We start from the raw sequence: 26,955 nt of genomic DNA, 5'->3' as shown, positions 1-26,955 counted from the left end.
ATGTTATCAGTCGTCTTTACGAAGACCTAAGCCTAATTCTTCTAGTTTCGCTTTCACTTCTTCAAGTGATTTACGACCTAGATTACGTACTTTCATCATATCTTCTTCCGTTTTATGAGCAAGCTCTTGAACGGTATTGATTCCAGCACGCTTCAAGCAATTATAAGAACGAACAGAAAGATCTAATTCTTCGATAGTCATCTCAAGAACTTTTTCTTTTTGGTCTTCTTCTTTTTCAACCATGATTTCTGCATTTTGAGCTTCATCAGTTAGACCAACAAAGATATTCAAATGCTCTGTTAAAATCTTAGCTCCAAGTGCTACCGCTTCTTGCGGACCCGTACTGCCATCAGTCCAAACATCGAACGTTAACTTGTCAAAGTTAGACAACTGTCCTACACGTGTATTTTCCACTTGGAAAGATACGCGTGAAACTGGAGTGTAGATCGCATCGATTGGAATTACACCAATAGGTTGATCTTCCCTCTTATTTTGAACAGCAGGAGTGTAGCCGCGGCCGCGACGTGCAGATAAGCGCATACGCATATGACCGTTTTTACCGATTGTAGCAATATATAAATCCGGGTTAAGAATTTCTACATCACTATCATGAGTGATATCAGCAGCCGTGATAACCCCTTCACCCGAAACGTCAATCTCTAGCGTCTTTTCCTCATCGGAATAAATCTTAAGAGCTAGCTTTTTCACATTTAGGATGATTGATGTTACATCTTCTACGACGCCTTCAATTGTTGAGAACTCATGTAGCACTCCATCAATTTGTATAGCTGTGACAGCAGCACCTGGGAGTGAGGATAATAGGATACGACGTAAGGAGTTACCCAATGTAGTACCATACCCACGCTCTAGTGGCTCTACGACGAATTTACCGAATTTGGCATCGTCGTTGATTTCAACCGTTTCGATTTTTGGTTTTTCTATTTCGATCATCAATAAACCCTCCTTCAAAACGTCAAAACCCCGGCAAGTAAACTTGTCACTTAACCGAAATTCCCCATGTATACGTTCCCGCTGTGCGCAACAACTGAAAAATTAATCTTCTGTAAGAACGCAAACTCAGTATTATATCCCATTATTGACAGGAATACAAAATCTATACAGAAAAATTAAACACGGCGACGTTTTGGCGGACGACATCCGTTATGTGGAACTGGAGTTACATCTTTAATTGCAGTTACTTCTAGGCCAGCAGCTTGAAGTGCACGAATAGCAGCTTCACGTCCAGCACCTGGTCCTTTAACTGTAACTTCAAGAGTTTTCATACCATGTTCAATAGATGTTTTAGCAGCAGTTTCTGCAGCCATTTGTGCAGCGAAAGGAGTAGATTTACGAGATCCACGGAATCCTAATGCTCCAGCACTTGACCAAGAAATAGCATTACCATGAGAATCAGTGATAGTAACGATTGTGTTATTGAATGTTGAACGAATATGTGCAATACCAGTTTCTATATTCTTTTTCACACGACGTTTACGTGTATTAGTTTTACGTGCCATGAAAAGTAACCTCCTTTACTAATTATTTTTTCTTGTTAGCTACAGTACGACGAGGTCCTTTACGCGTACGAGCATTGTTTTTTGTATTTTGTCCACGAACAGGAAGACCACGACGGTGACGTAAACCACGGTATGAACCGATTTCCATTAAACGTTTGATGTTAAGGGAAATTTCACGACGTAGATCGCCTTCTACTTTTAACTTGTCAATGATATCACGAATTTTATTTAATTCGTCTTCCGTTAAATCACGAACGCGAGTCTCTTCAGAGATACCAGCTTCTGCAAGAATTTTAATCGCAGTTTGTTTTCCAATACCATATATATATGTTAATGAGATAACAATTCGTTTGTCACGGGGAATATCTACTCCAGCAATACGTGCCATGCTTGAGTGCACCTCCTTCTATTTAGCCTTGTTTTTGTTTATGTTTAGGGTTTTCGCAAATAACCATAACTTTACCTTTTCTGCGGATAACTTTACACTTTTCGCAGATTGGTTTGACTGATGGTCTGACTTTCATTGCTATCTAACCTCCTTATACAGATCGGAGCGTAACCGGATTTATTTAAACCGGTATGTGATTCTGCCGCGAGTTAGATCATACGGGGAAAGCTCAACCGTAACTTTATCTCCAGGCAAAATGCGAATAAAGTGCATACGAATTTTACCGGATACATGAGCTAAAACAGTATGACCATTTTCTAATTCTACCTTAAACATTGCATTTGGCAAAGTCTCTTGTACTGTGCCTTCTACTTCAATTACATCGTCTTTCGCCATTAAAGTGATTCTCCCTTCTCTATGCGTGAACCTATTACAGGTACACATCTTTCCGTCAACTTTACTCCAGTCCAATTATCCTCAAAAGTCTTACAATTCTGCATCAAGTATTCACCATTTTGTAGAACCAGGCTTTAACTGAGGACCTTTATCAGCTGGACCGAAATGAGGATTTATGGGTCCTCATGTAAGTCTTGACCGATTCCGTGACCGACATACTCTCAAAAAAAGAGAAGCAATTAGTCTCGACATAGGCTTGAATAGCATGGGAGATGTTTGAAAGGCGCACGCCTGGCATAGCTTCTTTCTACCCTCTATATCATGACTCTTTTAGATATCTACTAGAGTCGTTGCATTTCTTCAACAATTTTGCCGACCGGATATGTCCATGAAGATTACTTAAGAAGTAATCGCCCAATTCAGGGAATACCAAGTGCAAGAACCTGATCGATAAATGTGTAAATGCTGTTGCGAAATCCATTATACCCTTTGTATGAAAGGAATGCACCAAAATTAAATAGGAAGTTATAAAATTGGTAGGATTTTATAAATAATCAAAGATGATTATTTTTGCAAAGGAGCAAGTAGCACATCAATGTTTTCAAATACCTTATTAATATCTTGCTGTCCATTAATGTCGACTAAGTACCCTTTTTCTCCGTAGAAATCAAGAAGTGGCTTAGTTTGTTTCAAATTCACATCTAAGCGATTTTGAACCGTTTCTTCATTATCGTCAGCACGTTGATATAAGTCTCCGCCGCAACGGTCACATACATCTTCTTTTGTTGGAGGATTGAAAACAAGGTGGTATGTCGATCCACATGATTTGCAAATACGACGACCTGTCAATCTTTCCATCAAGATGCTTTTATCTACATTGATATTAATTACAAAATTAATTTTTCGGTCTAAATTAGTAAGAATGTTTTCAAGAGCCTCTGCTTGTGCCACAGTACGTGGGAACCCATCAAGTAGAAAACCTTTTAGGCAATCTTCCTTGCTTAATCGTTCACGTACAATACCGATGGTTACTTCATCAGGAACCAACGCGCCTTTATCCATGAATGATTTAGCCTTTAAACCTAGTTCTGTTCCATCTTTGATAGCTGTTCGGAACATATCTCCAGTAGAAATATGAGGGATGTTATATTTTTCTACGATTTGTTCGGCTTGAGTACCTTTACCAGCACCCGGTAGCCCCATTAAAACTAGATTCAATGTTCTTCCCCCTCAAACTCTATAATGGGTAAAGGGAACATATCGTTCCCAAAACTCATTACTTTATAAAGCCTTTATAGTGCCTCTTCACAAGTTGTGCTTCTAGTTGTTTCATCGTATCAAGGGCAACCCCTACTATGATTAACAAACTAGTTCCACCGATCTGAGCAGATTGGGGAAGGTCAGCAATCTTGATGAAGAATACCGGTAAAACGGCGATGACTGCCAAGAATAGGGAGCCTACGAACGTTAGACGATATAACACACTAGTCAAGTAATCCTGTGTACTCTTACCTGGACGAATCCCTGGCACATAGCCACCTTGCTTTTTCAGATTTTCAGACATCTGTTCAGGGTTAACCTGAATGAATGCATAAAAATAAGAGAAGGCAATTATAAGAGCAACATATATGATCATGCCAATTGGCTGAGTATAATTAAGGTTTGCTGAGATCCAAGTAGTCACGTCATTCTTTCCAAAGAAAGAAGCGATCGTAGATGGAGTGATAATAAATGCACTTGCGAAGATTACCGGGATAACTCCCGCAGCATTTACTTTCAATGGTAAATGAGTAGACTGGCCACCCATTTGTGTACGACCTACTGCAGCACGCTTAGCATACTGAATAGGTATTTTACGTAATGCTTGCTGAATGAAGATTACAGCAACCACGATTGCTAATACTGCTACGATGATGAGGATAATCGTTACAATTCGTAAGAACAGTTGATCTCCAGCATTCTCAAACTGCTGTGCATATATCTGATTAGCCGTAGTAGGCAAACTAGATACGATACCAGCAAAGATAATGATGGATATCCCATTACCAACACCTTTAGCAGTAATCAACTCTCCTAACCACAAAAGAAAAGCTGTTCCTGCCGTTAAGACAGTCGCAATAAGCAAGTATGTTGTAACCCCAGGAGATTCAATTAACGAGCCACCAGACATATTGTTAAATCCGTAAGACATACCCAAAGCTTGAATAAATCCTAGGACAATAGTGAAGTAACGTGTAAATTGAGCCAATTTACGGCGCCCTGCTTCCCCTTGTTTCGACCATTCAGTGAACTTTGGAACAACGTCCATCTGTAATAGCTGTACGATGATCGATGCCGTGATATAAGGCATGATTCCCATCGCCAAAATAGAGAAGTTTTTCAGTGCTCCGCCGCCAAAGGTATTTAAAAGACCAATGACGCTCATTTGATCCTGTTCAGCAAGAAAACCGGCATTCACATGCGGTACAGGAATAAATGTACCGATGCGATAGACGATTAACATGAGAAGGGTAAAAATTATCTTGTTTCTTATTTCACCCACGCGCATAAAATTGGAGATCGTGCGAAACATTAAATCACCTCTGTGTTACCGCCAGCAGCTTCGATAGCTTCTTTTGCAGTAGTAGAGAATTTGTGAGCTTTGACTGTAAGCTTTTTCTCAATGTTTCCTTTAGCAAGAATTTTAATTCCTGCTTTCTCTTTACTTACGACACCAGTCTCAAGTAAAAGAGCTGGAGTTACTTCAGTACCGTCTTCGAAAAGATTCAACGTATCAAGGTTCACGATAGCATAGTCTTTACGGTTAACGTTGGTAAATCCACGTTTAGGCAAACGTCTGAATAGAGGAGTTTGACCCCCTTCAAATCCTAGGCGTACACCGCCGCCTGAGCGAGCGTTTTGTCCTTTGTGTCCTTTACCTGCTGTTTTACCGTTACCAGATCCAATACCGCGACCTTTACGTTTACGTTCTTTACGAGAACCTTCTGCAGATTTTAACTCATGAAGTTTCATGTTGGCACCTCCTTGTTAAGTTAAAAATTATTTTATTGTTCTTTTACAGTAACAAGATGAGATACTTTGGTAATCATACCACGAATCGCAGGGTTATCATTTTGAATAACCGTTTGATGCATTTTGTGTAAACCCAAAGTGTTAACTGTAACACGTTGATCTTCAGGACGACCGATCAAGCTGCGAGTGAGGGTAATTTCTAATTTATTAGCCATAATTCGATTTCCCTCCTTATCCTAACAGTTCTTGTACTGATTTACCACGTAACTTAGCTACGTCCTCAGCACGTTTTAATTGCTTCAATCCTTCGATTGTTGCACGAACCATATTAATAGGTGTGTTAGTACCTAATGATTTAGACAAGATATCACTAACTCCGCCTAATTCTAGGACCGCACGAACAGGACCACCAGCAATAACTCCTGTACCTTCAGAAGCTGGTTTCAAAAGAATGTGACCAGCGCCAAAGTGACCATTCACAACGTGAGGAATTGTAGTTCCTACCATTGGTACAGTGATTAGATTTTTCTTAGCATCCTCAATAGCTTTACGGATTGCATCCGGAACTTCTTGAGCTTTACCAGTACCGAATCCAACATGACCGTTTTTATCACCTACAACAACTAGTGCAGTGAAACGGAAACGACGTCCGCCTTTAACAACTTTAGCTACACGATTTACTGTAACTACGCGTTCTTCAAGTTCTAATTTATTAGGATCAATGCTACGCATCTGTATATGTCCCTCCTTATCCATTAAAATTCTAAGCCGTTTTCACGAGCAGCGTCAGCTAATGCTTTAACACGACCATGGAAGAGGTAACCACCGCGGTCAAATACCACAGCTTTTAAACCTTTTTCAATAGCACGTTTCGCAATAAGTTCGCCAACTTTTTGAGCTGCTTCAGCGTTGCTAGTAGCATCGATGCCAATCTCTTTATCAAGAGTAGAAGCACTTGCTAATGTTACGCCGTTTGCATCGTCAATCAATTGTGCGTAAATGTGTTTGTTCGAACGGAACACATTTAAACGAGGACGAGCTTCCGTTCCAGAAATCTTTGCACGTACACGTGCATGTCGTTTCTGACGAGTAGCATTTTTATCAAGCTTCGTAATCATTTACGTCACTCCTTTCGTTTACTTAAGCAGCATTACTTACCAGTTTTACCTTCTTTACGACGAACGAATTCGCCAACGTAACGGATACCTTTACCTTTATACGGCTCAGGTGGGCGAGTATCACGAATATTAGCTGCAAGAGCTCCTACACGTTCTTTACTAGCACCTTTAACGATTACTTTTGTATTAGAAGGAACTTCGACTTCAACGCCTGCTTCTGGTTCTATTTCTACTGGGTGAGAATATCCTACGTTAAGGATAAGCTTTTTACCTTGCATTTGAGCACGGTAACCAACCCCAATAAGTTCTAGTGATTTTTCGAATCCTTTAGAAACTCCTTCAATCATGTTAGCGATAAGAGCGCGAGTAGTACCGTGTAAAGAACGGTGAGCTTTCTCGTCTGATGGACGTGTAACAGTTAACACGTTCTCTTCAACAACGATTGAAAGATCAGGATTAAATGATCTTGTTAATTCACCTTTAGGACCTTTAACAGTTACTTCACTTCCGTTAACAGTAACTGTAACGCCAGCAGGGATTTCAACAGGTTTTTTACCTATACGAGACATATTGTGCACCTCCATTCTTGTGAAAATGTATTACCAAACGTATGCTAAAACTTCTCCGCCAACTTGTTTAGAGCGAGCTTCCTTGTCTGTTAAAACTCCGTGAGAAGTAGAAACAATTGCGATACCTAAACCGTTTAGAACGCGTGGTACCTCTCCAGTTTTTGCATATACACGCAAACCAGGTTTGCTGATACGTTTAAGACCAGTGATAACACGTTCGTTGTTTGCACCGTATTTTAAGAAGATACGGATGATACCTTGTTTGTTGTCTTCGATTAATTCAAAGTCACGTACGAAGCCCTCACGCTTTAAGATCTCAGCAATTTCCTTTTTGATCTTTGAAGCAGGAACTTCTAGTTTTTCGTGACGAACCATATTCGCATTACGGATGCGAGTAAGCATATCTGCAATAGGATCTGTCATGACCATTTTATTTTACCTCCTTCCCAAACTCGGGTTTTACCAGCTAGCTTTTTTAACGCCAGGAATTTGTCCTTTATGTGCAAGTTCGCGGAAACAAATACGACAAAGTTTAAATTTACGTATTACAGAATGTGGACGGCCGCAACGTTCGCAACGTGTATATTCTTGTACTTTAAACTTTTGTTCGCGTTTTTGCTTTACGATCATAGACTTTTTAGCCACGATTTCGCCTCCCTTTATTTAGAGATTACTTTTGGAACGGCATTCCAACTTGAGTAAGTAGTTCACGAGCTTCTTCGTCAGTGTTGGCTGTCGTTACGATAACGATATCCATACCACGAACTTTGCTCACTTTATCGTAATCAATCTCAGGGAAGATAAGTTGTTCTTTAACACCTAATGTGTAGTTCCCACGTCCGTCAAAAGATTTCTTTGAAACGCCGCGGAAATCACGTACACGTGGTAAAGATACAGATACTAGCTTATCAAGGAATTGATACATACGTTCTCCACGTAGTGTAACCTTCGCTCCGATAGGCATACCTTCACGCAAACGGAATCCTGCGATTGATTTTTTAGCTTTAGTGATTACTGGTTTTTGACCAGCAAGTAGTGTTAATTCTTCAACTGCTGTATCTAAAGCTTTTGAGTTAGATACTGCATCACCAACACCCATATTAATAACGATCTTTTCGATAGTTGGTACTTGCATTACTGATTGATAGTTGAATTTACCCATCAATGATGGTGTAATTTCGCTTTTATATTTTTCTTTAAGGCGGCTCATTGCTTCGTGTACCTCCCTTCATTTATGACTTATTTATCTAAAGATTCACCTGATATTTTAGCTACGCGTACTTTCTTGCCGTTTTCAATCTTATATCCAACACGAGTCGGTTTACCTGTTTTCAGATCAAGAGGCATTACATTGGATACGTGAATAGCAGCTTCTCTGCTGATAATTCCACCTTGTGGATTAACTTGAGATGGCTTTGAATGCTTTTTCACGATATTAATTCCTTCAACAAGCACACGATTTTGTTTCGGATATGCTGCAAGAATTGTTCCTTGTTTGCCTTTGTCCTTACCAGAGATGACTACGACTTTGTCACCTTTTTTAACATGCATTAGCTTGGCACCTCCTTGAAAGGCTTTACGATATTTAACTTATAAAACTTCTGGAGCTAGAGAAACGATCTTCATGAAACTGTTATCACGTAATTCACGAGCAACAGGTCCAAAAATACGAGTTCCACGTGGGCTCTTATCGTCACGGATAATTACACATGCGTTCTCATCGAAACGAATGTAAGAACCGTCAGGACGACGCATACCACGTTTTGTACGAACAACAACAGCCTTAACGACTTCACCTTTTTTAACAACGCCTCCAGGTGTTGCTTGTTTTACGGTACAAACAATAACGTCGCCGATATTAGCATACTTACGTCCAGAACCACCTAGTACTTTAATAGCTAGAACTTCACGTGCACCTGAATTGTCAGCGACTTTTAAACGAGATTCTTGTTGAATCATGTACGGTACCTCCCTTCGGAATTAACTTAATCCGAAATAAATTAAATGATTACTGATTTTTCTACTACTTCTAAAAGACGGAAGCGCTTTGTAGCTGATAGTGGACGAGTTTCCATGATACGTACAACGTCGCCTGCTTTAGCTTCATTCAGCTCGTCATGTGCTTTTAACTTTTTAGAGTATTTTACGCGTTTACCGTATAAAGAATGCTTTTTATAGGTTTCTACAACGACTGTTACGGTTTTATCCATTTTGTCGGATACTACGCGGCCAGTGTAGACTTTGCGTTGGTTGCGTTCGCTCATTATGCAAACCTCCATTCATTATCGATTAGTGACACCGATCTCTCTTTGACGAACAACTGTTTTCATACGAGCGATCGATTTGCGAACTTCACGGATGCGAGCTGTATTTTCAAGTTGTCCAGTAGCTAACTGGAAACGAAGATTAAATAGTTCTTCTTTAAGAGATTTTAGTTTTTGTTCAATTTCAGCAGTGGTTAGGTCTTTGATTTCATTAGCTTTCATTTGTTTCACCACCAATTTCCTCTCTTTTTACAAACTTACATTTGATAGGAAGTTTGTGTGCTGCAAGGCGCAATGCTTCTCTTGCCACCTCTTCAGATACACCAGAGATTTCAAACAATACTTTGCCCGGTTTAACGACTGCTACCCAACCTTCAGGAGCACCTTTACCGGAACCCATCCGTACTTCAAGCGGCTTAGCTGTGTAAGGTTTGCTTGGGAAGATCTTGATCCAAACTTTTCCTCCACGCTTCATGTAACGAGTCATCGCTATACGAGCTGCTTCGATTTGACGGTTAGTGATCCAGGAAGCTTCTTGAGCTTGAAGTCCAAATTCTCCAAAATGAACTTCACGGCCGCCTTTAGCCATCCCTCTCATCTTACCGCGGTGTTCACGACGGTATTTTACGCGTTTTGGCAATAACATATTATTTTCCTCCTTCCTCAGATTTCTTCTTAGTAGGAAGAACTTCTCCACGGTAGATCCAAACTTTCACGCCTAGCTTCCCGTAAGTAGTATCTGCTTCAGCATGAGCATAATCTATGTCAGCACGAAGTGTGTGAAGTGGAACTGTTCCTTCGCTGTAGTGTTCAGCACGAGCAATATCTGCACCGCCAAGACGACCAGAAACTTGAGTTTTGATTCCTTTAGCGCCTGAACGCATTGTGCGTTGGATAGCTTGTTTTTGAGCACGACGGAATGAAACACGATTTTCTAATTGACGAGCGATGTTTTCAGCAACCAATTTTGCATCAAGATCTGCTCTTTTGATTTCAATGATATTGATGTGAACTCTTTTGCCTGTTAATTGGTTTAATGCTTTACGAAGTGCTTCAACTTCAGTACCGCCCTTACCGATAACCATTCCTGGCTTAGCAGTATGAACTGATACATTGATGCGGTTAGCAGCACGTTCGATTTCAACCTTGGATACAGAAGCATCATTTAGACGTTTCGCGATATACTCACGAACTCTAAGGTCTTCATGCAAAAGAACTGCGTAGTCTTTATCAGCGTACCATTTGGATTCCCAATCACGGATGATCCCGATACGCATACCGACTGGATTTACCTTTTGACCCACAGATTACCCCTCCTTCTTTTCTGATACAACGATTGTAATATGACTAGTACGTTTGTTAATTGCACTCGCACGACCTTGAGCGCGAGGACGGAAACGTTTTAATGTTGGTCCTTCGTTAACGTATGCCTCTGAAACGACTAGGTTATTGATATCCATTTCGTAGTTATGTTCTGCATTTGCGATAGCAGATTTCAGAATTTTTTCTACGACTGGAGAAGCAGATTTTGGTGTTAAGCGAAGAATCGCTACTGCTTCACCTACTTGTTTTCCTCGAATTAAGTCTGCGACTAAACGCACTTTACGAGGAGCAATACGAACTGTTCTAGCGACAGCTTTTGCTTGCATGAGATGCCCTCCTCTCATTAACGTCTTGTTTTCTTGTCATCACTTGCGTGACCTTTATAAGTGCGTGTAGGCGCGAATTCGCCTAGTTTGTGACCTACCATGTCTTCAGTTACATAAACCGGCACATGCTTACGACCATCATAAACAGCGATAGTATGTCCGATGAATTGCGGGAAGATTGTTGAACGACGAGACCAAGTTTTTACTACTTGTTTCTTGTCAGTTTCATTTAGTTTTTCGACTTTTACCAATAAATGATCATCAACAAAAGGCCCTTTTTTTAAGCTACGACCCATGCGAGTACCTCCCTTCGTGATCGTTCTACGGTCCGATTAATGAACCGTAGCTCAACCCCGTTATTTTTTACGACGACGAACGATAAATTTATCGGATTTATTTTTCTTCTTACGTGTTTTGAATCCAAGAGTTGGTTTACCCCAAGGAGACATTGGTGATTTACGTCCGATTGGTGCTTTACCTTCACCACCACCGTGTGGGTGATCATTCGGGTTCATTACTGATCCACGTACAGTTGGGCGTTTACCTAACCAACGATTACGACCAGCTTTACCAATGTTAATAAGTTCATGTTGTTCATTACCAACTTGACCGATAGTAGCACGGCAGGTAGCAAGGATCATACGAACCTCACCAGAATTTAAACGTACAAGAACATAACGACCTTCTTTACCAAGTACTTGTGCAGAAGTTCCTGCAGAACGGACTAATTGTCCACCTTTTCCTGGTTTTAATTCGATGTTATGAATTACTGTACCAACTGGGATGTTAATTAGAGGAAGTGCGTTACCCACTTTAATGTCGGCTTCTGGGCCTGACATAACTTCCAAACCTACTTCTAGGTTTTTAGGAGCTAGGATATAACGTTTTTCTCCATCAACGTAATTAATTAATGCAATGTTTGCAGAACGATTTGGATCGTACTCAATAGTAGCAACGCGTCCTGGTATACCATCTTTATTCCGTTTGAAATCGATGATACGGTATTGACGCTTGTGGCCGCCACCTTGATGACGAACTGTTAACTTACCTTGGTTATTACGGCCGCCTTTGCTGTGTAAAGGAGCAAGTAATGATTTTTCGGGTTTGTCTGTAGTAATCTCAGCAAAATCCGAAGTTGTCATATTACGTCGACCGTTAGAGGTAGGTTTATACTTCTTAATCGCCATTTGTATTTCCCTCCTTCTCTAATGAATTAAGCTTCGAATAGCTCGATTTCTTTGCTGTCAGCAGTTAATTTAACAATAGCTTTACGGCGCTTGTTAGTATAGCCTGCATGTTTGCCCATGCGTTTGAATTTACCTTTGTAGTTCATGATATTTACCTTTTCAACTTTTACGCCGAAAACTTCTTGAACCGCATCTTTAACTTGAGTTTTGTTAGCTCTAACATCAACTTCAAAAGTATACTTCTTTTCAGCCATAGCGTCTGAAGAAGCTTCTGTGATTACGGGGCGCTTAATGATATCGCGTGCATCCATTATGCAAGCACCTCCTCTACTTTTTCGACAGCTGATTTAGTCAAGATCAATTTGTTGTGTGAAACAACATCAAGAACATTAAGACCAACAGCTTCAACTACAGTAACACCTGGGATGTTACGTGCAGAAAGAGCAACCTTCTCATCTAAACCGTCAGTAACGATCAACGTTTTAGTATCTACAGAAAGATTTTTTAGTACAGCAACAAATTCTTTCGTTTTTGGAGCTTCGAAAGTCAAGCTTTCAAGTACTAAGATGTTTTCTTCCAATGCCTTTGCAGACAATGCAGATTTAATAGCTAAGCGACGTACCTTTTTAGGCAACTTGTAAGAGTATGATCTTGGAGTTGGTCCAAAAACAATACCACCGCCACGCCATTGTGGAGAACGGATAGAACCTTGACGCGCACGTCCAGTTCCTTTTTGTTTCCAAGGTTTACGTCCACCGCCTGCAACTTCAGAACGGTTTTTAACTTTATGAGTTCCTTGACGTAAGGAAGCTCGTTGCATGATGATTGCTTCAAATAATACATGATTATTAGGTTCGATACCAAAGATGGATTCGTTTAGCTCGATGTCGCCAACTTGTGAACCTGTTTGGTTGAACAATGTAACTTTTGGCATTCTATTGCTCCTCCTTTCTCAGAAATTACTTTGCTTTAACAGCAGTTTTAACTTTGATCAGTGCTTTTCTAGCACCAGGTACATTACCTTTGACCAATAGTAGGTTACGTTCAACGTCAACTTTAACGATAGCTAAGTTTTGAACAGTAACTTGTTCCCCACCCATACGTCCTGGTAATAGTTTACCTTTGAATACGCGGTTTGGAGCAACAGGACCCATTGAACCTGGGCGACGGTGGTAACGAGAACCATGAGTCATCGGTCCGCGAGATTGTCCGTGGCGTTTAATAGCACCTTGGAAACCTTTACCTTTTGAAATTCCTACTACATCTACTAAATCGCCTTCAGCGAAAATACTAACATTGACTTCTTGACCGATCTCATATGCAGCAAGATCCGTTCCGCGGAATTCGCGAATGAAGCGCTTAGGAGTAGTATTTGCTTTTTCAACGTGTCCCTTTTCAGGTTTGTTAGAAAGCTTTTCACGTTTGTTTTCAAAACCAACTTGAATTGCTTCATAACCGTCAGTTTCAACAGTTTTCTTTTGAAGTACTACATTGTTAGCAGCTTCAATTACTGTTACCGGGATAAGTTCGCCATTTTCAGCAAAAACTTGAGTCATACCGATTTTTCTTCCTAAGATTCCTTTGGTCATAAGTCACACCTCCTAGAGTAATTGTTCTTATTATATAAATTATAATTTGATTTCAATGTCAACGCCTGATGGTAAATCTAAACGCATCAATGAATCAACTGTTTGTGGAGTCGGATTAACGATATCGATTAGACGTTTATGCGTACGCATTTCGAATTGTTCGCGAGAATCTTTGTATTTATGAACCGCACGAAGGACCGTGTATACTGATCTTTCAGTTGGCAATGGAATTGGACCAGCTACAGTCGCACCAGAACGTTTTGCAGTTTCAACAATCTTCTCAGCAGATTGATCAAGGATTCTGTGATCATATGCTTTCAAACGAATACGAATTTTTTGTTTTGCCATAATTTTCCCTCCTTTTCGCCTATTTTATGAAATAGACTTTCTCAATGGAAATTTCCCACACACTCGCCATGGCAAAGCGGCCGGGTGTGTCAGCAACCTTCCATATCATCGCAGTCAAAGACCAACATTGTCTATTATACATCACACAAAAGTTAAATGCAAGTTAAACTTAAATCTTCCTTGTGCAACACACTTTTATTATTATACATACAAACATTAGGATTTACAAGTAGATTCTACATCTCTATTTATAACCAGTTTCTTCTATTATAAACTACCATCCATTAATACTATTCATATAACTTCGTAATACAAAAAAAGAAGCAGATGGCGTCCCATCTGCTTCTCCCGGAAGGCGTCCCTTCCAATATTCGATTTAGAATCGATTACTCAGTGATAGTAGCTACTACGCCAGCGCCTACAGTACGTCCACCCTCACGGATAGAGAATTTAGTACCTTCTTCGATAGCGATTGGAGCGATTAGTTCTACTGACATTTCAATGTTATCTCCAGGCATAACCATTTCTACGCCTTCAGGAAGATTACAGATACCAGTTACATCAGTTGTACGGAAGTAGAACTGAGGACGGTAGTTTGTGAAGAATGGAGTATGACGTCCACCTTCTTCTTTAGAAAGAACATAAACTTCAGCTTTGAATTTGCTGTGTGGAGTGATTGTATTTGGTTTAGCAAGTACTTGTCCACGTTGGATATCTTCACGAGCAACACCACGAAGTAGAGCTCCGATGTTGTCACCAGCTTCAGCATAATCAAGAAGTTTACGGAACATTTCAACACCAGTTACAGTTGTTGGTTTTGCTTCTTCGTTGAAACCGATGATGTCAACAACGTCACCGACTTTAACTTGTCCACGTTCAACACGTCCTGTAGCAACTGTTCCACGACCAGTGATTGAGAATACATCCTCAACTGGCATCATGAATGGTTTTTCAGTGTCACGAGTTGGTTCTGGGATGTACTCGTCAACAGCTGTCATTAATTCATGAATTTTTTCTTCCCAAGCTGCTTCACCTTCAAGAGCTTTAAGAGCAGATCCTTTGATTACTGGAATGTCATCGCCAGGGAAATCGTATTCAGAAAGAAGGTCACGAATTTCCATTTCAACTAGTTCTAGTAATTCTTCGTCGTCTACCATGTCGCATTTGTTCATGAATACTACTAGGTAAGGAACACCAACTTGTTTTGAAAGAAGGATGTGTTCACGAGTTTGAGGCATTGGGCCATCAGCAGCAGAAACTACTAAGATACCACCATCCATTTGTGCAGCACCAGTGATCATGTTTTTAACATAGTCAGCATGTCCTGGGCAGTCAACGTGTGCATAGTGACGAGTAGCTGTTTCGTACTCAACGTGTGCAGTAGAGATTGTGATACCACGTTCTCTTTCTTCTGGTGCACCATCGATTTGGTCATAAGCGCGAGCTTCTGCTCCACCAGCTTTAGCAAGTACAGTTGTGATTGCAGCAGTTAAAGTTGTTTTACCATGGTCAACGTGTCCAATTGTTCCAACGTTAACATGCGGTTTTGAACGATCATATTTAGCTTTTCCCATTAGGAATTCCTCCTTAAAAATATAAAAATAGTTTAAGTATATAGGGGCTGTGGCAGAAGATAAAATCTTCCAACACAGCTTACATAAGTAGTTATACTTTAATAAGAGATGAAAATCAATTATTCACCTTTATTTTTTTTGATGATTTCTTCAGAAATGCTCTTAGGTACTTCTTCATAGTGATCGAAGTGCATAGAGAATGTTCCGCGTCCTTGTGTGTTTGAACGTAATGATGTTGCATATCCGAACATTTCAGATAGAGGAACCATCGCTTTAACCATTTGAGTGTTTCCGCGAGCTTCCATACCTTCTACGCGACCACGACGAGATGTAATATCTCCCATGATGTCACCTAGGTAATCTTCAGGAATAACAACTTCGACTTTCATGATTGGTTCAAGGATAACCGGTTTACATTTAGAAGCAGCATTTTTAAGCGCCATAGATGCAGCGATTTTAAATGCCATTTCATTGGAGTCAACATCATGGTAAGATCCATCGAATAATTTTGCTTTAATATCAACTAATGGGTAACCAGCAAGTACTCCACGGTCAAGTGAATCAACTAATCCAGCTTGTACAGCAGGGATGTATTCACGTGGTACTACACCACCAACGATAGCATTTTCAAATTCGAATCCTTTACCTTCTTCGTTTGGTCCAAATTCAATCCAAACGTGTCCGAATTGTCCACGTCCACCTGATTGACGAACGAATTTACCTTCGACTTTAGCTGAACCACGGAAAGTTTCACGGTATGCAACTTGAGGTGCACCAACGTTAGCTTCCACTCTGAACTCACGACGCATACGGTCAACAAGGATGTCCAAGTGAAGCTCACCCATACCAGCGATAATCGTTTGACCAGTTTCTTGGTCAGTATGCGCACGGAATGTTGGATCTTCGTCTTGAAGCTTTTGTAAAGCTTGAGACATTTTGTCTTGGTCTGCTTTAGATTTTGGTTCAACAGAAAGTGAGATAACTGGTTCTGGGAATACCATGGATTCAAGAATAACTTGATCCTTGTCATCACAAAGTGTATCACCAGTAGTAGTATCTTTCAAACCAACAGCTGCAGCGATATCTCCAGCATATACTTTAGAGATTTCTTCACGGCTGTTTGCGTGCATTTGAAGGATACGTCCAATACGTTCACGTTTACCTTTTGTTGAGTTGATTACATAAGAACCTGATTCAAGTGTACCTGAGTACACACGGAAGAATGTAAGTTTACCAACATAAGGGTCTGTCATAACTTTAAACGCTAGTGCAGAGAACGGTTCAGAATCATCTGAATGACGTTCTACTTCTTCTTCAGTATCCGGAAGAGTACCTTTGATTGCTGGTACGTCTAATGGAGATGGAAGGAAGTCAATAACGTTATCAAGCATTAATTGAACACCTTTGTTTTTGAATGCTGATCCACAGATAACTGGGAAGAATTCAACATTAACGGTTGCAGTACGGATAGCAGCTTTTAATTCAGGAATGCTGATTTCTTCGCCACCAAGGTATTTTTCCATTAATTCTTCATTAACTTCAGCTACCGCTTCGATTAATTTCTCACGGTATTCTTCAGCTAATTCAAGGTGTTCTGCAGGGATTTCACCAACAGTGATATCTGTTCCTAAATCATTAGCATAGAAATGAGCTTTCATTTCAATTAAGTCAATGATTGCAGAAAAGTTATCTTCAGCACCGATTGGTAATTGTACCGGATGAGCGTTTGCTTGCAAACGATCATGGATTGTTCCTACTGAATATAGGAAGTCCGCACCGATTTTGTCCATTTTGTTTACGAATACGACACGTGGTACACCGTACGTTGTAGCTTGACGCCAAACTGTTTCAGTTTGAGGCTCAACACCTGATTGAGCATCAAGTACTGCTACAGCACCATCAAGTACACGTAGGGAACGTTCAACTTCAACAGTGAAGTCTACGTGACCTGGAGTATCGATGATGTTTACGCGGTGACCTTTCCACTGTGCAGTTGTTGCAGCAGAGGTGATCGTGATTCCACGTTCTTGTTCTTGTTCCATCCAGTCCATTTGTGAAGCACCTTCGTGTGTTTCACCGATTTTGTGGATTTTACCAGTATAGTAAAGAACGCGTTCTGTTGTAGTCGTTTTACCAGCATCAATATGTGCCATGATACCGATATTACGAGTATTCGCTAAGGAGAACTCTCTTGCCATTTGTCTTTCTCCTTCCTATTATAAGGATTTTTTTGTGATATATCTTACCAACGGTAATGAGCAAATGCTTTGTTAGCTTCTGCCATTTTGTGTGTATCTTCACGTTTCTTAACTGCTGCTCCAGTGTTGTTAGCAGCATCCATGATTTCATAAGCTAAACGCTCTTCCATCGTTTTTTCTCCACGAAGGCGAGAGTAGTTTACTAACCAACGAAGACCTAGTGTTGATTTGCGGTCTGGACGCACCTCAACTGGTACTTGGTAGTTAGCTCCACCCACACGGCGTGCTTTTACTTCTAATACTGGCATGATGTTTTTAAGTGCTTGATCAAACACTTCAATTGGCTCATTCCCAGTACGTTCTTTAATTAATTCAAATGCAGAGTAAAGTATTTTTTGTGATTTACCTCTTTGTCCATCAACCATTAATTTGTTGATTAAGCGAGTCACAAGTTTAGATTTATAAATTGGATCTGGTAATACGTCTCTTTTCGTTACAGGTCCTTTACGAGGCATTATATTTCCTCCTTTCAAGAAAGTTCATATTTTGTTTTGGATTATTTTTTTGCTGCTTTCGGACGCTTAGTACCGTATTTAGAACGGCTTTGCATACGATTGTTAACTCCTGCTGTATCAAGAGCACCACGAACGATGTGGTAACGTACCCCTGGTAAATCCTTTACACGCCCGCCGCGGATAAGTACCACGCTGTGTTCTTGTAAGTTGTGACCGATACCTGGGATATAAGCTGTTACCTCGATACCATTTGTTAAACGTACACGCGCATATTTACGTAATGCGGAGTTTGGTTTTTTCGGTGTCATAGTTCCCACACGAGTACAAACACCACGTTTTTGCGGAGATGATACGTTAGTTTGTGCTTTCTTAAAGCTGTTGTAGCCTTTGTTAAGTGCTGGAGAGTTAGATTTAACCTCTTTAGACTCGCGTCCTTTACGCACTAATTGATTAATAGTAGGCATTACATTTTTCCTCCCTTCGCAATTTCATGTCTAGTACCACACATCCAGGTGGTTCATAAATGGGTAAAAACAAAGTCCTTGCAAATAGTATTGCAAAAACATTTTTACTTTTTAATGGCAACAGTTGCTGCTCCGACATCAATACCACATGCTTTACCAAGCATTTTCATCGAATCAACATATGTGATAGGAACATCCACTACTTTAGCGGTCTCAACGACACGCCCAGTCAAGTATATATCTGCATCATCAGCGATGATCACTTCTTGAATTAAATTGTTTTTCAGAGCTCTAACTGTTTGTTTCGTTCCTATAACTACTGACTTTGCCTGTATTACTTTTTCATAAGACATGGTCCATATCCTCCAAAGTTACAGGGTAACATAGGAGCACCTTTGCTATAGTATCATTATTAGTCAGATGCTGTCAACTTGTTTCAGAAAAATATTTAAGCAAAAGGATTTCCAGTTACATAATTCTATAAATTTTAAGTCTACCAATATGGTTGTATAAATCGAAAGTTTTTCTTGCTTACTCTCAATAATAAATAGTCCAGCTCAATTCATTAAGAATCTCCCCCCTATATAGGGGGTCTCTTCAGTTTTCATATGAGCTGGGCCTAGTTATTCTTTAATCAACCGATACTGTCTCAGAACTTTCTACAACTACAGGATTTGCTTTTCTGTAGCGAGGCATTCCTGTTCCTGCTGGAACGAGTTTACCGATGATAACATTTTCTTTCAATCCAAGCAATTCATCACGTTTTCCTTTAATTGCTGCGTCAGTCAATACTCTAGTTGTTTCTTGGAATGATGCCGCAGACAAGAATGAATCCGTTTCAAGAGATGCTTTTGTAATACCTAGTAATACAGGACGTCCTGTAGCAGGTAATTTGCTAGTTAACAATGCGCTCGTGTTTGCATCTGTGAACTGGTTAACATCCAATAGCGTACCTGGAAGCACTTCAGTTTCACCTGCATCAAGAACACGAACTTTACGCATCATTTGTCTAACCATAACCTCGATATGTTTATCGCCGATTTCTACCCCTTGCATGCGGTATACTTTCTGTACTTCATGAAGTAGGTATTCCTGAACAGTAAGAACATCTGTAACTTTCAACAGTTCTTTAGGGTCGATAGAACCCTCTGTTAATTCCTCGCCTCGACGAACGAATGTATCAACGGATACTCTTAAACGCGCAGTATATGGCGCTGTATAAGTACGTGATTCAACCGCACCTTGGACAACGATTTCTTGTTGCTTATCGCGTATTTCATTGATTGAGACGATAGTTCCCTCAATTTCAGAAATAACTGCTTGCCCTTTAGGGTTCCTAGCTTCAAATATTTCTTGGATACGAGGTAAACCTTGAGTAATATCGTCTCCGGCAACCCCACCTGTATGGAATGTACGCATTGTCAACTGTGTACCTGGTTCACCAATTGATTGGGCAGCGATGATACCAACTGCTTCGCCAACTTCGACTTCTTGACCTGTAGCCAAGTTACGTCCGTAACATTTTTTACACACACCATGACTAGTGTTACATGTAAACGCGGAACGAATCCATGCAGTTTCAATACCAAGAGATGCAATATAAGCTGCTAAATCCTCAGTAATAAGGTCATTTTCAGCCACAATTACTTCATTAGTTTCTGGATGTCTGATGGCTTTTCTTGCATATCGGCCAATTAAACGTTCCTCAAGATGCTCGATAATTTCTGTACCCTCTCTCAAGGCAGTAATTTTCAAGCCGCGGTCTGTTCCACAATCATCATCACGAATGATAACATCCTGGGCTACGTCAACTAGACGACGTGTAAGGTAACCGGAATCGGCTGTTTTAAGGGCTGTATCGGCAAGACCTTTACGAGCACCATGTGTAGAGATAAAGTACTCTAACACTGTTAAACCTTCACGGAAACTTGATTTGATCGGTAATTCAATGATACGTCCAGCCGGGTTGGCCATTAGTCCACGCATACCCGCAAGCTGCGTGAAGTTGGAAGCATTACCACGGGCACCGGAGTCACTCATCATGAAGATCGGGTTGCGTCGGTCAAGAGATTTCATCAGTTTAGACTGAATTGTATCTTTCGCTGCACTCCAGATCGAAATGACACGATCATAACGCTCATCTTCGGTAATTAGACCACGTCTGAATTGTTTAAGAACGTTGTCTACCTTCGTTTGAGCTTCAGTAATGATTTCTTGTTTTTCTTTTAATACAACAATATCAGCTACACCAACAGTGATACCTGCTTTTGTTGAATATTTGAATCCAAGATTTTTCATCCGGTCAAGCATTTTGGACGTTTCGGTTATTTTGAAACGCTTAAATACTTCTGCAATGATATTTCCAAGAATCCCTTTCTTGAAAGGATCTATAGCCGGTTGTGCTTTAATCAATTCCGTGATATTAGCGCCTTTTTCCACGAAATATTTCTCTGGAGTTTTAGTTTCCAGATTATAACGAGTTGGCTCATTAATATATGGGAATGATTTTGGCAGAATTTCATTAAAGACCAATTTACCAACGGTAGTGATTAATAGCTGGCTGTTTTGTTCTTCCGTGAATGTTTCATTATTTAGTGATGAAGCATGAACAGCACAACGGGAATGCAAGTGAACATAACCGTTTTGATATGCAAGTAATGCTTCACTAGTATCTTTGAAGATCATACCTTCACCGATAGCGCCTTCTCTTTCCAATGTTAAGTAGTAATTACCTAACACCATATCTTGAGAAGGTGTAACGACTGGTTTTCCATCTTTCGGATTCAAGATGTTCTGGGCAGCAAGCATTAGCATACGCGCTTCAGCCTGAGCTTCAGATGATAAAGGAACATGGACCGCCATTTGGTCACCATCAAAGTCAGCATTGTAAGCTGTACATACTAATGGATGCAAACGGATTGCGCGTCCTTCAACCAATGTCGGTTCAAACGCTTGAATACCAAGTCTATGAAGAGTTGGTGCCCGGTTAAGTAATACCGGATGCTCCCTGATAACTTCTTCAAGTACATCCCAAATCTCAGGAGATAATCGCTCAATTTTTCGTTTAGCAGATTTGATGTTATGCGCTAAACCTCTTTGAACAAGTTCCTTCATAACAAATGGTTTGAATAATTCAATCGCCATCTCTTTTGGCAGACCACATTGGTACATCTTCAAATTAGGTCCTACGACGATAACAGAACGACCAGAGTAATCGACACGTTTACCAAGAAGATTTTGACGGAAACGACCTTGTTTACCTTTTAACATGTGAGATAAAGATTTCAATGGACGGTTACCCGGTCCAGTTACTGGGCGACCACGACGGCCGTTATCGATTAAAGCGTCGACAGCTTCTTGAAGCATACGCTTTTCATTTTGAACGATAATGCTTGGAGCCCCAAGATCAAGTAATCTTTTCAAACGGTTATTACGGTTAATAACTCGACGGTATAAATCGTTTAAGTCAGATGTTGCAAAACGACCGCCATCTAGTTGAACCATTGGACGAAGTTCTGGTGGTATAACTGGTAGCACATCTAGGATCATCCATGAAGGCTCATTACCAGAGTTACGGAAAGCTTCTAATACTTCCAAGCGTTTGATTGCACGAGTTCTACGTTGTCCTTGAGCTGTTTTAAGCTCTTCTTTCAACGTTTCTACTTCTTTTTCCGTATCAATATCTTGTAAAAGCTTTTTAATAGCTTCCGCACCCATTGCAGCTTGGAACTTCTTACCGTATTTTTCACGGTATGTACGATATTCTTTTTCAGAAAGGAGTTGTTTCTTTTCTAAAGTTGTATCGCCCGTTTCAGTTACCACGTAAGATGCGAAGTAAATAACTTCTTCTAAAGCCCGAGGAGACATGTCTAGGACAAGGCCCATACGACTTGGGATTCCTTTGAAATACCAAATATGCGAAACTGGTGCAGCCAGCTCAATATGACCCATACGTTCACGACGAACCTTAGCACGTGTGACTTCAACACCACAACGGTCACAAACTACGCCTTTATAACGTACACGTTTATATTTACCACAGTGACATTCCCAGTCCTTTTGAGGTCCGAAGATTCTCTCACAGAATAAACCGTCTTTTTCTGGTTTTAACGTACGATAGTTGATTGTTTCTGGTTTTTTAACTTCTCCATGAGACCAAGAACGAATCTTGTCTGGTGAAGCAAGACCAATTTTCATATACTCAAAATTATTAACATCTAACAAGGGGCCTACCTCCCTTTTAATCTCCAGGTTTTACCCTGATTGCCTTCATATTTTCGGGCAATCTATACCGGATGATGGTTGATTGAATCAATAAGACTCCGACAAGCAGCAGGATTCTTAAAGAAAAGCCTTGCTGCCAGTCAGAGCGGATAATATAGATTGATTTATTTAAATTAAATTATTCTTTTGATGGTGCTCCTGCTTCGGTAGTCACCATATCTTTTGTTTCTGCATCAAGGCTTAATTTGTCTGATTGATTAGGGTCTTCCTCATCTTCTAAGTCACGCATTTCAATTTCGCGATCCTCAGCGTTCATGATTTTAACGTCTAATCCTAAGCTTTGAAGTTCCTTGATCAATACTTTGAAGGATTCAGGGACACCCGGCTCAGGGACATTTTCACCCTTGACGATCGCTTCGTATGTTTTCACACGGCCCACGACATCATCTGATTTAACGGTAAGGATTTCTTGTAATGTATAAGCAGCACCGTATGCTTCAAGTGCCCATACTTCCATCTCACCAAAACGTTGTCCACCAAATTGCGCTTTACCACCAAGTGGTTGTTGCGTAACAAGGGAGTAAGGTCCAGTTGAACGTGCATGAAGTTTATCATCAACCATATGTGCAAGTTTAATCATATACATGACACCAACAGATACACGGTTATCGAATGCTTCACCTGAACGGCCATCGTAAAGTACAGTTTTTGCATCACGGGACATACCAGCTTCTTCAATCGTACTCCAAACATCTTCCTCAGTAGCACCATCAAATACTGGGGATGCTACGTGAATGCCAAGTGCACGGGCTGCCATACCTAAGTGAAGCTCCAACACCTGACCGATATTCATACGTGAAGGTACACCCAATGGATTTAACATGATATCAACTGGTGTGCCATCTGGCATATAAGGCATATCTTCTTCAGGAAGAATCCTAGAGATTACCCCTTTATTACCATGACGTCCGGCCATTTTATCGCCTTCATGTATTTTACGTTTTTGAACGATATATACACGGGCAAGTTGGTTAACACCAGGTGGTAGTTCGTCGCCATCTTCTCTGTTAAAGACTTTAACATCAAGGACGATTCCGCCACCGCCGTGAGGTACACGAAGTGATGTATCGCGTACTTCACGTGCTTTTTCACCGAATATTGCATGTAATAGACGTTCTTCGGCAGTTAGTTCAGTTACCCCTTTAGGAGTTACTTTCCCTACTAGAAGGTCGCCATCTTTCACTTCGGCACCAACACGGATAATTCCACGTTCATCAAGGTTGCGCAATGCATCTTCTCCGACGTTAGGAATATCACGAGTGATTTCTTCAGGCCCCAATTTCGTATCACGAGACTCAGATTCATATTCTTCAATATGGATAGAAGTGTATACATCATCTTTCACTAGCCGTTCGCTCATGATGATGGCATCTTCATAGTTGTATCCATCCCATGTCATGAAGGCAACTAATACGTTACGTCCAAGAGCTAATTCGCCTTTTTCCATTGAAGGACCATCAGCAAGAATTTCACCTTTGACAACATTGTCACCTACACTAACTATAGGACGTTGGTTATAACACGTTCCTTGGTTGGAACGAATGAATTTCAATAAACGGTATTTATCAAGGTTACCTTTTACTTGCTGACCGTCAACTTCACTTACCCGGCGTACCCATACTTCACGTGATTCCACGTGCTCTACGATACCTGGGTGTTTACAGATGACAGCAGCCCCAGAGTCCTTCGCTGAAACATATTCCATACCTGTTCCAACTCTTGGTGCTTCTGGTTGTAATAAAGGTACTGCTTGACGTTGCATGTTCGCTCCCATTAGGGCACGGTTGGAGTCATCGTTTTCCAAGAAAGGAATACATGCAGTCGCAGCAGATACGACTTGTTTAGGCGATACGTCCATATAATCTACGCGATCACGCGGAACAACGGTATTTTCACCGCGGAAACGTGCAACTACCATATCATCAAGGAATGTACCGTCATCTGATAGACGAACATTCGCTTGGGCTACTACGTAGTTATCTTCTTCATCAGCCGTCAAGTAATCAATTTTGCTAGTGATTTTCCCAGTTTCATGGTCAACACGACGATATGGTGTTTCAATGAAACCATAAGGATTTACCTTTGCAAAACTCGATAAGGAGTTAATCAGACCAATATTCGGTCCCTCAGGCGTTTCAATCGGACACATACGGCCATAGTGGGAGTAATGAACGTCACGTACTTCAAATCCAGCACGTTCACGAGTCAAACCACCAGGTCCCAACGCAGATAAACGACGTTTGTGCGTCAATTCAGCCAACGGATTCGTTTGGTCCATGAATTGTGATAGCTGTGAGCTACCAAAGAATTCTTTAATAGAAGCTATAACAGGACGAATGTTAATCAATTGCTGAGGAGTAATCGTATTCGTATCTTGAATAGACATTCTTTCACGAACGACACGTTCCATACGAGATAAACCAATTCTGAATTGATTTTGCAGCAATTCACCAACAGAACGCAGACGACGATTTCCTAAGTGGTCAATATCATCTGTAATTCCTACGCCATGAAGCAAGTTAAAGAAATAGCTAATAGAAGAGATAATATCAGCAGGTGTAATGTTTTTAACCTGATCGGTTACATAAGCATTTCCAATGATATTAATCACTTTTTCGCCTTCAGCATCATTCGGTGCAAACACTTTAATTGGTTGAAGAAGTGTTTCTTCTTCCACTACGCCACCAGATGGGTGGAATGTTTTAAAACCGATTCCATCTTCTAGATGAGGCAGAATTTTATCAAGAGTCCGACGATCAAGCAATGTACCCTTTTCAACAATAATTTCTCCCGTTTCAGGATCAATTAGTGTCTCGGCAATTTTTTGTCCGAAAAGACGATTCTTGATATGCAATTTTTTATTGATTTTATAGCGACCTACGTTTGCTAAATCATAACGTTTTGGATCGAAAAAGCGGGATACTAATAGACTTTTCGCGTTATCGACTGTAGGTGGTTCACCCGGACGAAGACGTTCATAGATTTCTAGTAATGCTTTTTCTACACTCTCTGTATTGTCTTTTTCAAGAGTGTTACGAAGGTATTCATTATCACCGATTAAATCGATGATTTCTTGATCAGTTCCGAATCCTAGTGCACGCATCAATACCGTGATAGGTAATTTCCTAGTGCGGTCGATTCGAACATAAACTACATCCTTGGCGTCTGTCTCATATTCAAGCCATGCACCACGGTTAGGAATAACGGTCGCAGAGAAACCAAGCTTACCGTTCTTATCCATTTTCCCATTATAGTAAACACTCGGTGAGCGTACTAATTGGGATACGATTACACGTTCAGCACCATTGATGACAAATGTGCCTGTTTCAGTCATAAGTGGGAAATCACCCATGAATACATCCTGGTCTTTTACTTCACCAGTTTCCTTGTTAACAAGGCGTACTTTTACGCGAAGTGGTGCAGAATAAGTAACATCGCGTTCTTTTGTTTCTTCCACAGAATACTTCGGTTCAGCTAAGCTGTAGTCGATGAATTCTAATGATAAATTACCTGTGAAATCCTCAATAGGTGAAATATCTTGGAACATTTCTTTTAAACCTACATCTAAAAACCATTGATAAGAAGCCGTTTGAATTTCAATCAGATTCGGAAGATCCAAAACCTCACTGATTCTTGCATAACTTCTACGTTGGCGGTGTCGTCCATACTGAACAAGTTGACCTGTCAACTGATTCACCCCTTAAATCAAGCGTTATAAGGATCTATTTGCCACGGAAAAAAGGAATCCAATCCATAGACAAAAAGAAAATGGTTTTTATTTTAAAAACCACTATTTCTCATAAAACGAACTATTATTTATATATTTTTCCCATATTATCCATTGGTTATACACCAATGGTATAAAAATTGCATAGTAACGGAA

The 26,955-nt window shown here is 40.5% G+C and carries 35 protein-coding genes; all 35 read right to left on the bottom strand.

The features are described 5' to 3' along the window. Window positions 1-6 precede the first annotated feature (6 nt). Complete coding sequence (locus ACQKL5_RS20175; RefSeq protein WP_427610634.1) at window positions 7-951, bottom strand: DNA-directed RNA polymerase subunit alpha; 945 nt, start codon at window positions 949-951, stop codon at window positions 7-9. Window positions 952-1,127: 176 nt separating this feature from the next. Further along, entirely contained in the window at window positions 1,128-1,517 is a 390-nt protein-coding gene (gene rpsK / locus ACQKL5_RS20170; RefSeq protein ID WP_028390438.1) for a 30S ribosomal protein S11, read from the bottom strand. A gap of 22 nt (window positions 1,518-1,539) precedes the next feature. Continuing rightward, window positions 1,540-1,905 carry a 30S ribosomal protein S13 gene (gene rpsM, locus ACQKL5_RS20165; protein ID WP_063235804.1) on the bottom strand — a complete coding sequence of 122 codons (366 nt, stop codon included), beginning with the start codon at window positions 1,903-1,905 and terminating at the stop codon, window positions 1,540-1,542. Between the two features lie 22 nt (window positions 1,906-1,927). Further along, window positions 1,928-2,041 (bottom strand): 50S ribosomal protein L36, encoded by a 114-nt coding sequence (gene rpmJ / locus ACQKL5_RS20160; RefSeq protein WP_003156543.1) that lies wholly within the window; start codon window positions 2,039-2,041, stop codon window positions 1,928-1,930. A gap of 41 nt (window positions 2,042-2,082) precedes the next feature. Further along, window positions 2,083-2,301 carry a translation initiation factor IF-1 gene (gene infA, locus ACQKL5_RS20155; protein WP_028390440.1) on the bottom strand — a complete coding sequence of 73 codons (219 nt, stop codon included), beginning with the start codon at window positions 2,299-2,301 and terminating at the stop codon, window positions 2,083-2,085. 564 nt (window positions 2,302-2,865) lie between these two features. Next, on the bottom strand, window positions 2,866-3,519 hold the full coding sequence (locus ACQKL5_RS20150; protein WP_427610633.1) for an adenylate kinase: 654 nt from the start codon (window positions 3,517-3,519) through the stop codon (window positions 2,866-2,868). 58 nt (window positions 3,520-3,577) lie between these two features. Beyond that, window positions 3,578-4,873 carry a preprotein translocase subunit SecY gene (gene secY, locus ACQKL5_RS20145; protein WP_427610632.1) on the bottom strand — a complete coding sequence of 432 codons (1,296 nt, stop codon included), beginning with the start codon at window positions 4,871-4,873 and terminating at the stop codon, window positions 3,578-3,580. Next, a complete protein-coding gene (gene rplO / locus ACQKL5_RS20140; RefSeq protein WP_402971068.1) occupies window positions 4,873-5,313 on the bottom strand; it encodes a 50S ribosomal protein L15 in 441 nt (146 codons plus the stop codon). Before rplO ends, secY begins: the two co-directional genes overlap by 1 nt. 32 nt (window positions 5,314-5,345) lie before the next feature. Beyond that, window positions 5,346-5,528, bottom strand: coding sequence for a 50S ribosomal protein L30 (rpmD, locus tag ACQKL5_RS20135; RefSeq protein WP_402971065.1), 183 nt, complete (start codon window positions 5,526-5,528; stop codon window positions 5,346-5,348). A gap of 16 nt (window positions 5,529-5,544) precedes the next feature. Next, complete coding sequence (rpsE, locus tag ACQKL5_RS20130) at window positions 5,545-6,045, bottom strand: 30S ribosomal protein S5 (RefSeq protein ID WP_402971062.1); 501 nt, start codon at window positions 6,043-6,045, stop codon at window positions 5,545-5,547. A 23-nt stretch (window positions 6,046-6,068) separates the two neighbouring features. Then, a complete protein-coding gene (gene rplR / locus ACQKL5_RS20125) occupies window positions 6,069-6,431 on the bottom strand; it encodes a 50S ribosomal protein L18 (protein ID WP_427610631.1) in 363 nt (120 codons plus the stop codon). A 32-nt stretch (window positions 6,432-6,463) separates the two neighbouring features. Beyond that, entirely contained in the window at window positions 6,464-7,000 is a 537-nt protein-coding gene (gene rplF, locus ACQKL5_RS20120; RefSeq protein ID WP_402971056.1) for a 50S ribosomal protein L6, read from the bottom strand. 30 nt (window positions 7,001-7,030) lie between these two features. Next, window positions 7,031-7,429, bottom strand: coding sequence for a 30S ribosomal protein S8 (gene rpsH, locus ACQKL5_RS20115; protein ID WP_285769160.1), 399 nt, complete (start codon window positions 7,427-7,429; stop codon window positions 7,031-7,033). Between the two features lie 30 nt (window positions 7,430-7,459). Beyond that, window positions 7,460-7,645, bottom strand: a complete 186-nt coding sequence (locus tag ACQKL5_RS20110; RefSeq protein WP_402875689.1) for a type Z 30S ribosomal protein S14 — start codon at window positions 7,643-7,645, stop codon at window positions 7,460-7,462. A 25-nt stretch (window positions 7,646-7,670) separates the two neighbouring features. Beyond that, a complete protein-coding gene (rplE, locus tag ACQKL5_RS20105) occupies window positions 7,671-8,210 on the bottom strand; it encodes a 50S ribosomal protein L5 (protein WP_427610630.1) in 540 nt (179 codons plus the stop codon). A gap of 29 nt (window positions 8,211-8,239) precedes the next feature. After that, window positions 8,240-8,551 carry a 50S ribosomal protein L24 gene (rplX, locus tag ACQKL5_RS20100; RefSeq protein WP_427610629.1) on the bottom strand — a complete coding sequence of 104 codons (312 nt, stop codon included), beginning with the start codon at window positions 8,549-8,551 and terminating at the stop codon, window positions 8,240-8,242. A gap of 39 nt (window positions 8,552-8,590) precedes the next feature. Continuing rightward, window positions 8,591-8,959: a 50S ribosomal protein L14 gene (gene rplN, locus ACQKL5_RS20095; RefSeq protein ID WP_402875694.1), complete on the bottom strand. Its 369-nt coding sequence runs from the start codon at window positions 8,957-8,959 to the stop codon at window positions 8,591-8,593. 41 nt (window positions 8,960-9,000) lie between these two features. Beyond that, window positions 9,001-9,264 carry a 30S ribosomal protein S17 gene (gene rpsQ / locus ACQKL5_RS20090; protein ID WP_402875696.1) on the bottom strand — a complete coding sequence of 88 codons (264 nt, stop codon included), beginning with the start codon at window positions 9,262-9,264 and terminating at the stop codon, window positions 9,001-9,003. 18 nt (window positions 9,265-9,282) lie between these two features. Beyond that, entirely contained in the window at window positions 9,283-9,486 is a 204-nt protein-coding gene (gene rpmC / locus ACQKL5_RS20085; protein WP_034305010.1) for a 50S ribosomal protein L29, read from the bottom strand. Next, on the bottom strand, window positions 9,476-9,910 hold the full coding sequence (gene rplP / locus ACQKL5_RS20080; protein ID WP_402971048.1) for a 50S ribosomal protein L16: 435 nt from the start codon (window positions 9,908-9,910) through the stop codon (window positions 9,476-9,478). Before rplP ends, rpmC begins: the two co-directional genes overlap by 11 nt. 1 nt (window position 9,911) lies before the next feature. Beyond that, the gene (gene rpsC, locus ACQKL5_RS20075) at window positions 9,912-10,568 is read right to left on the bottom strand and encodes a 30S ribosomal protein S3 (protein ID WP_427610628.1); all 657 of its coding nucleotides are present in this window, start codon (window positions 10,566-10,568) and stop codon (window positions 9,912-9,914) included. Between the two features lie 3 nt (window positions 10,569-10,571). Next, window positions 10,572-10,913, bottom strand: a complete 342-nt coding sequence (gene rplV / locus ACQKL5_RS20070; protein WP_061440384.1) for a 50S ribosomal protein L22 — start codon at window positions 10,911-10,913, stop codon at window positions 10,572-10,574. Window positions 10,914-10,930: 17 nt separating this feature from the next. Next, window positions 10,931-11,209, bottom strand: coding sequence for a 30S ribosomal protein S19 (rpsS, locus tag ACQKL5_RS20065; RefSeq protein ID WP_402971045.1), 279 nt, complete (start codon window positions 11,207-11,209; stop codon window positions 10,931-10,933). A 60-nt stretch (window positions 11,210-11,269) separates the two neighbouring features. Further along, window positions 11,270-12,100, bottom strand: a complete 831-nt coding sequence (rplB, locus tag ACQKL5_RS20060; RefSeq protein WP_402971042.1) for a 50S ribosomal protein L2 — start codon at window positions 12,098-12,100, stop codon at window positions 11,270-11,272. Between the two features lie 26 nt (window positions 12,101-12,126). Beyond that, window positions 12,127-12,411 carry a 50S ribosomal protein L23 gene (gene rplW / locus ACQKL5_RS20055; protein WP_402875704.1) on the bottom strand — a complete coding sequence of 95 codons (285 nt, stop codon included), beginning with the start codon at window positions 12,409-12,411 and terminating at the stop codon, window positions 12,127-12,129. After that, the gene (gene rplD / locus ACQKL5_RS20050; protein WP_402875706.1) at window positions 12,411-13,034 is read right to left on the bottom strand and encodes a 50S ribosomal protein L4; all 624 of its coding nucleotides are present in this window, start codon (window positions 13,032-13,034) and stop codon (window positions 12,411-12,413) included. Before rplD ends, rplW begins: the two co-directional genes overlap by 1 nt. 25 nt (window positions 13,035-13,059) lie before the next feature. Further along, window positions 13,060-13,689 (bottom strand): 50S ribosomal protein L3, encoded by a 630-nt coding sequence (gene rplC / locus ACQKL5_RS20045; RefSeq protein WP_427610626.1) that lies wholly within the window; start codon window positions 13,687-13,689, stop codon window positions 13,060-13,062. Window positions 13,690-13,728: 39 nt separating this feature from the next. Continuing rightward, window positions 13,729-14,037: a 30S ribosomal protein S10 gene (gene rpsJ / locus ACQKL5_RS20040; protein ID WP_402971033.1), complete on the bottom strand. Its 309-nt coding sequence runs from the start codon at window positions 14,035-14,037 to the stop codon at window positions 13,729-13,731. 386 nt (window positions 14,038-14,423) lie between these two features. Then, on the bottom strand, window positions 14,424-15,611 hold the full coding sequence (tuf, locus tag ACQKL5_RS20035; protein ID WP_427610625.1) for an elongation factor Tu: 1,188 nt from the start codon (window positions 15,609-15,611) through the stop codon (window positions 14,424-14,426). 119 nt (window positions 15,612-15,730) lie between these two features. Beyond that, complete coding sequence (fusA, locus tag ACQKL5_RS20030; protein WP_427610624.1) at window positions 15,731-17,809, bottom strand: elongation factor G; 2,079 nt, start codon at window positions 17,807-17,809, stop codon at window positions 15,731-15,733. 44 nt (window positions 17,810-17,853) lie between these two features. Then, window positions 17,854-18,324, bottom strand: a complete 471-nt coding sequence (gene rpsG / locus ACQKL5_RS20025) for a 30S ribosomal protein S7 (RefSeq protein ID WP_402971024.1) — start codon at window positions 18,322-18,324, stop codon at window positions 17,854-17,856. Window positions 18,325-18,365: 41 nt separating this feature from the next. Continuing rightward, the gene (rpsL, locus tag ACQKL5_RS20020) at window positions 18,366-18,788 is read right to left on the bottom strand and encodes a 30S ribosomal protein S12 (RefSeq protein ID WP_402875717.1); all 423 of its coding nucleotides are present in this window, start codon (window positions 18,786-18,788) and stop codon (window positions 18,366-18,368) included. 104 nt (window positions 18,789-18,892) lie between these two features. Continuing rightward, a complete protein-coding gene (locus ACQKL5_RS20015; protein WP_402971021.1) occupies window positions 18,893-19,141 on the bottom strand; it encodes a 50S ribosomal protein L7ae-like protein in 249 nt (82 codons plus the stop codon). A 277-nt stretch (window positions 19,142-19,418) separates the two neighbouring features. Beyond that, on the bottom strand, window positions 19,419-23,012 hold the full coding sequence (gene rpoC, locus ACQKL5_RS20010) for a DNA-directed RNA polymerase subunit beta' (RefSeq protein ID WP_427610622.1): 3,594 nt from the start codon (window positions 23,010-23,012) through the stop codon (window positions 19,419-19,421). A 178-nt stretch (window positions 23,013-23,190) separates the two neighbouring features. After that, a complete protein-coding gene (gene rpoB, locus ACQKL5_RS20005) occupies window positions 23,191-26,760 on the bottom strand; it encodes a DNA-directed RNA polymerase subunit beta (RefSeq protein WP_427610621.1) in 3,570 nt (1,189 codons plus the stop codon). Window positions 26,761-26,955: the final 195 nt, after the last annotated feature.

It is taken from the genome of Peribacillus sp. NPDC097675 (assembly GCF_050277655.1).
Taxonomy (GTDB): domain Bacteria; phylum Bacillota; class Bacilli; order Bacillales; family DSM-1321; genus Peribacillus.
Note: the sequence above shows the minus strand (reverse complement) of the source record. Positions and strands in the feature narration are given on the sequence as shown.

Coding starts and splice junctions, on each gene's coding strand:
- ACQKL5_RS20175 (WP_427610634.1), bottom strand. CDS start 951: ATGATCGAAATAGAAAAACCAAAAATCGAAACGGTTGAAATCAACGAC.
- rpsK (WP_028390438.1), bottom strand. CDS start 1,517: ATGGCACGTAAAACTAATACACGTAAACGTCGTGTGAAAAAGAATATA.
- rpsM (WP_063235804.1), bottom strand. CDS start 1,905: ATGGCACGTATTGCTGGAGTAGATATTCCCCGTGACAAACGAATTGTT.
- rpmJ (WP_003156543.1), bottom strand. CDS start 2,041: ATGAAAGTCAGACCATCAGTCAAACCAATCTGCGAAAAGTGTAAAGTT.
- infA (WP_028390440.1), bottom strand. CDS start 2,301: ATGGCGAAAGACGATGTAATTGAAGTAGAAGGCACAGTACAAGAGACT.
- secY (WP_427610632.1), bottom strand. CDS start 4,873: ATGTTTCGCACGATCTCCAATTTTATGCGCGTGGGTGAAATAAGAAAC.
- rplO (WP_402971068.1), bottom strand. CDS start 5,313: ATGAAACTTCATGAGTTAAAATCTGCAGAAGGTTCTCGTAAAGAACGT.
- rpmD (WP_402971065.1), bottom strand. CDS start 5,528: ATGGCTAATAAATTAGAAATTACCCTCACTCGCAGCTTGATCGGTCGT.
- rpsE (WP_402971062.1), bottom strand. CDS start 6,045: ATGCGTAGCATTGATCCTAATAAATTAGAACTTGAAGAACGCGTAGTT.
- rplR (WP_427610631.1), bottom strand. CDS start 6,431: ATGATTACGAAGCTTGATAAAAATGCTACTCGTCAGAAACGACATGCA.
- rplF (WP_402971056.1), bottom strand. CDS start 7,000: ATGTCTCGTATAGGTAAAAAACCTGTTGAAATCCCTGCTGGCGTTACA.
- rpsH (WP_285769160.1), bottom strand. CDS start 7,429: ATGGTCATGACAGATCCTATTGCAGATATGCTTACTCGCATCCGTAAT.
- rplE (WP_427610630.1), bottom strand. CDS start 8,210: ATGAGCCGCCTTAAAGAAAAATATAAAAGCGAAATTACACCATCATTG.
- rplX (WP_427610629.1), bottom strand. CDS start 8,551: ATGCATGTTAAAAAAGGTGACAAAGTCGTAGTCATCTCTGGTAAGGAC.
- rplN (WP_402875694.1), bottom strand. CDS start 8,959: ATGATTCAACAAGAATCTCGTTTAAAAGTCGCTGACAATTCAGGTGCA.
- rpsQ (WP_402875696.1), bottom strand. CDS start 9,264: ATGAGCGAACGCAACCAACGCAAAGTCTACACTGGCCGCGTAGTATCC.
- rpmC (WP_034305010.1), bottom strand. CDS start 9,486: ATGAAAGCTAATGAAATCAAAGACCTAACCACTGCTGAAATTGAACAA.
- rplP (WP_402971048.1), bottom strand. CDS start 9,910: ATGTTATTGCCAAAACGCGTAAAATACCGTCGTGAACACCGCGGTAAG.
- rplV (WP_061440384.1), bottom strand. CDS start 10,913: ATGCAAGCAAAAGCTGTCGCTAGAACAGTTCGTATTGCTCCTCGTAAA.
- rpsS (WP_402971045.1), bottom strand. CDS start 11,209: ATGGGTCGTAGCTTAAAAAAAGGGCCTTTTGTTGATGATCATTTATTG.
- rplB (WP_402971042.1), bottom strand. CDS start 12,100: ATGGCGATTAAGAAGTATAAACCTACCTCTAACGGTCGACGTAATATG.
- rplW (WP_402875704.1), bottom strand. CDS start 12,411: ATGGATGCACGCGATATCATTAAGCGCCCCGTAATCACAGAAGCTTCT.
- rplD (WP_402875706.1), bottom strand. CDS start 13,034: ATGCCAAAAGTTACATTGTTCAACCAAACAGGTTCACAAGTTGGCGAC.
- rplC (WP_427610626.1), bottom strand. CDS start 13,689: ATGACCAAAGGAATCTTAGGAAGAAAAATCGGTATGACTCAAGTTTTT.
- rpsJ (WP_402971033.1), bottom strand. CDS start 14,037: ATGGCAAAACAAAAAATTCGTATTCGTTTGAAAGCATATGATCACAGA.
- tuf (WP_427610625.1), bottom strand. CDS start 15,611: ATGGGAAAAGCTAAATATGATCGTTCAAAACCGCATGTTAACGTTGGA.
- fusA (WP_427610624.1), bottom strand. CDS start 17,809: ATGGCAAGAGAGTTCTCCTTAGCGAATACTCGTAATATCGGTATCATG.
- rpsG (WP_402971024.1), bottom strand. CDS start 18,324: ATGCCTCGTAAAGGACCTGTAACGAAAAGAGACGTATTACCAGATCCA.
- rpsL (WP_402875717.1), bottom strand. CDS start 18,788: ATGCCTACTATTAATCAATTAGTGCGTAAAGGACGCGAGTCTAAAGAG.
- ACQKL5_RS20015 (WP_402971021.1), bottom strand. CDS start 19,141: ATGTCTTATGAAAAAGTAATACAGGCAAAGTCAGTAGTTATAGGAACG.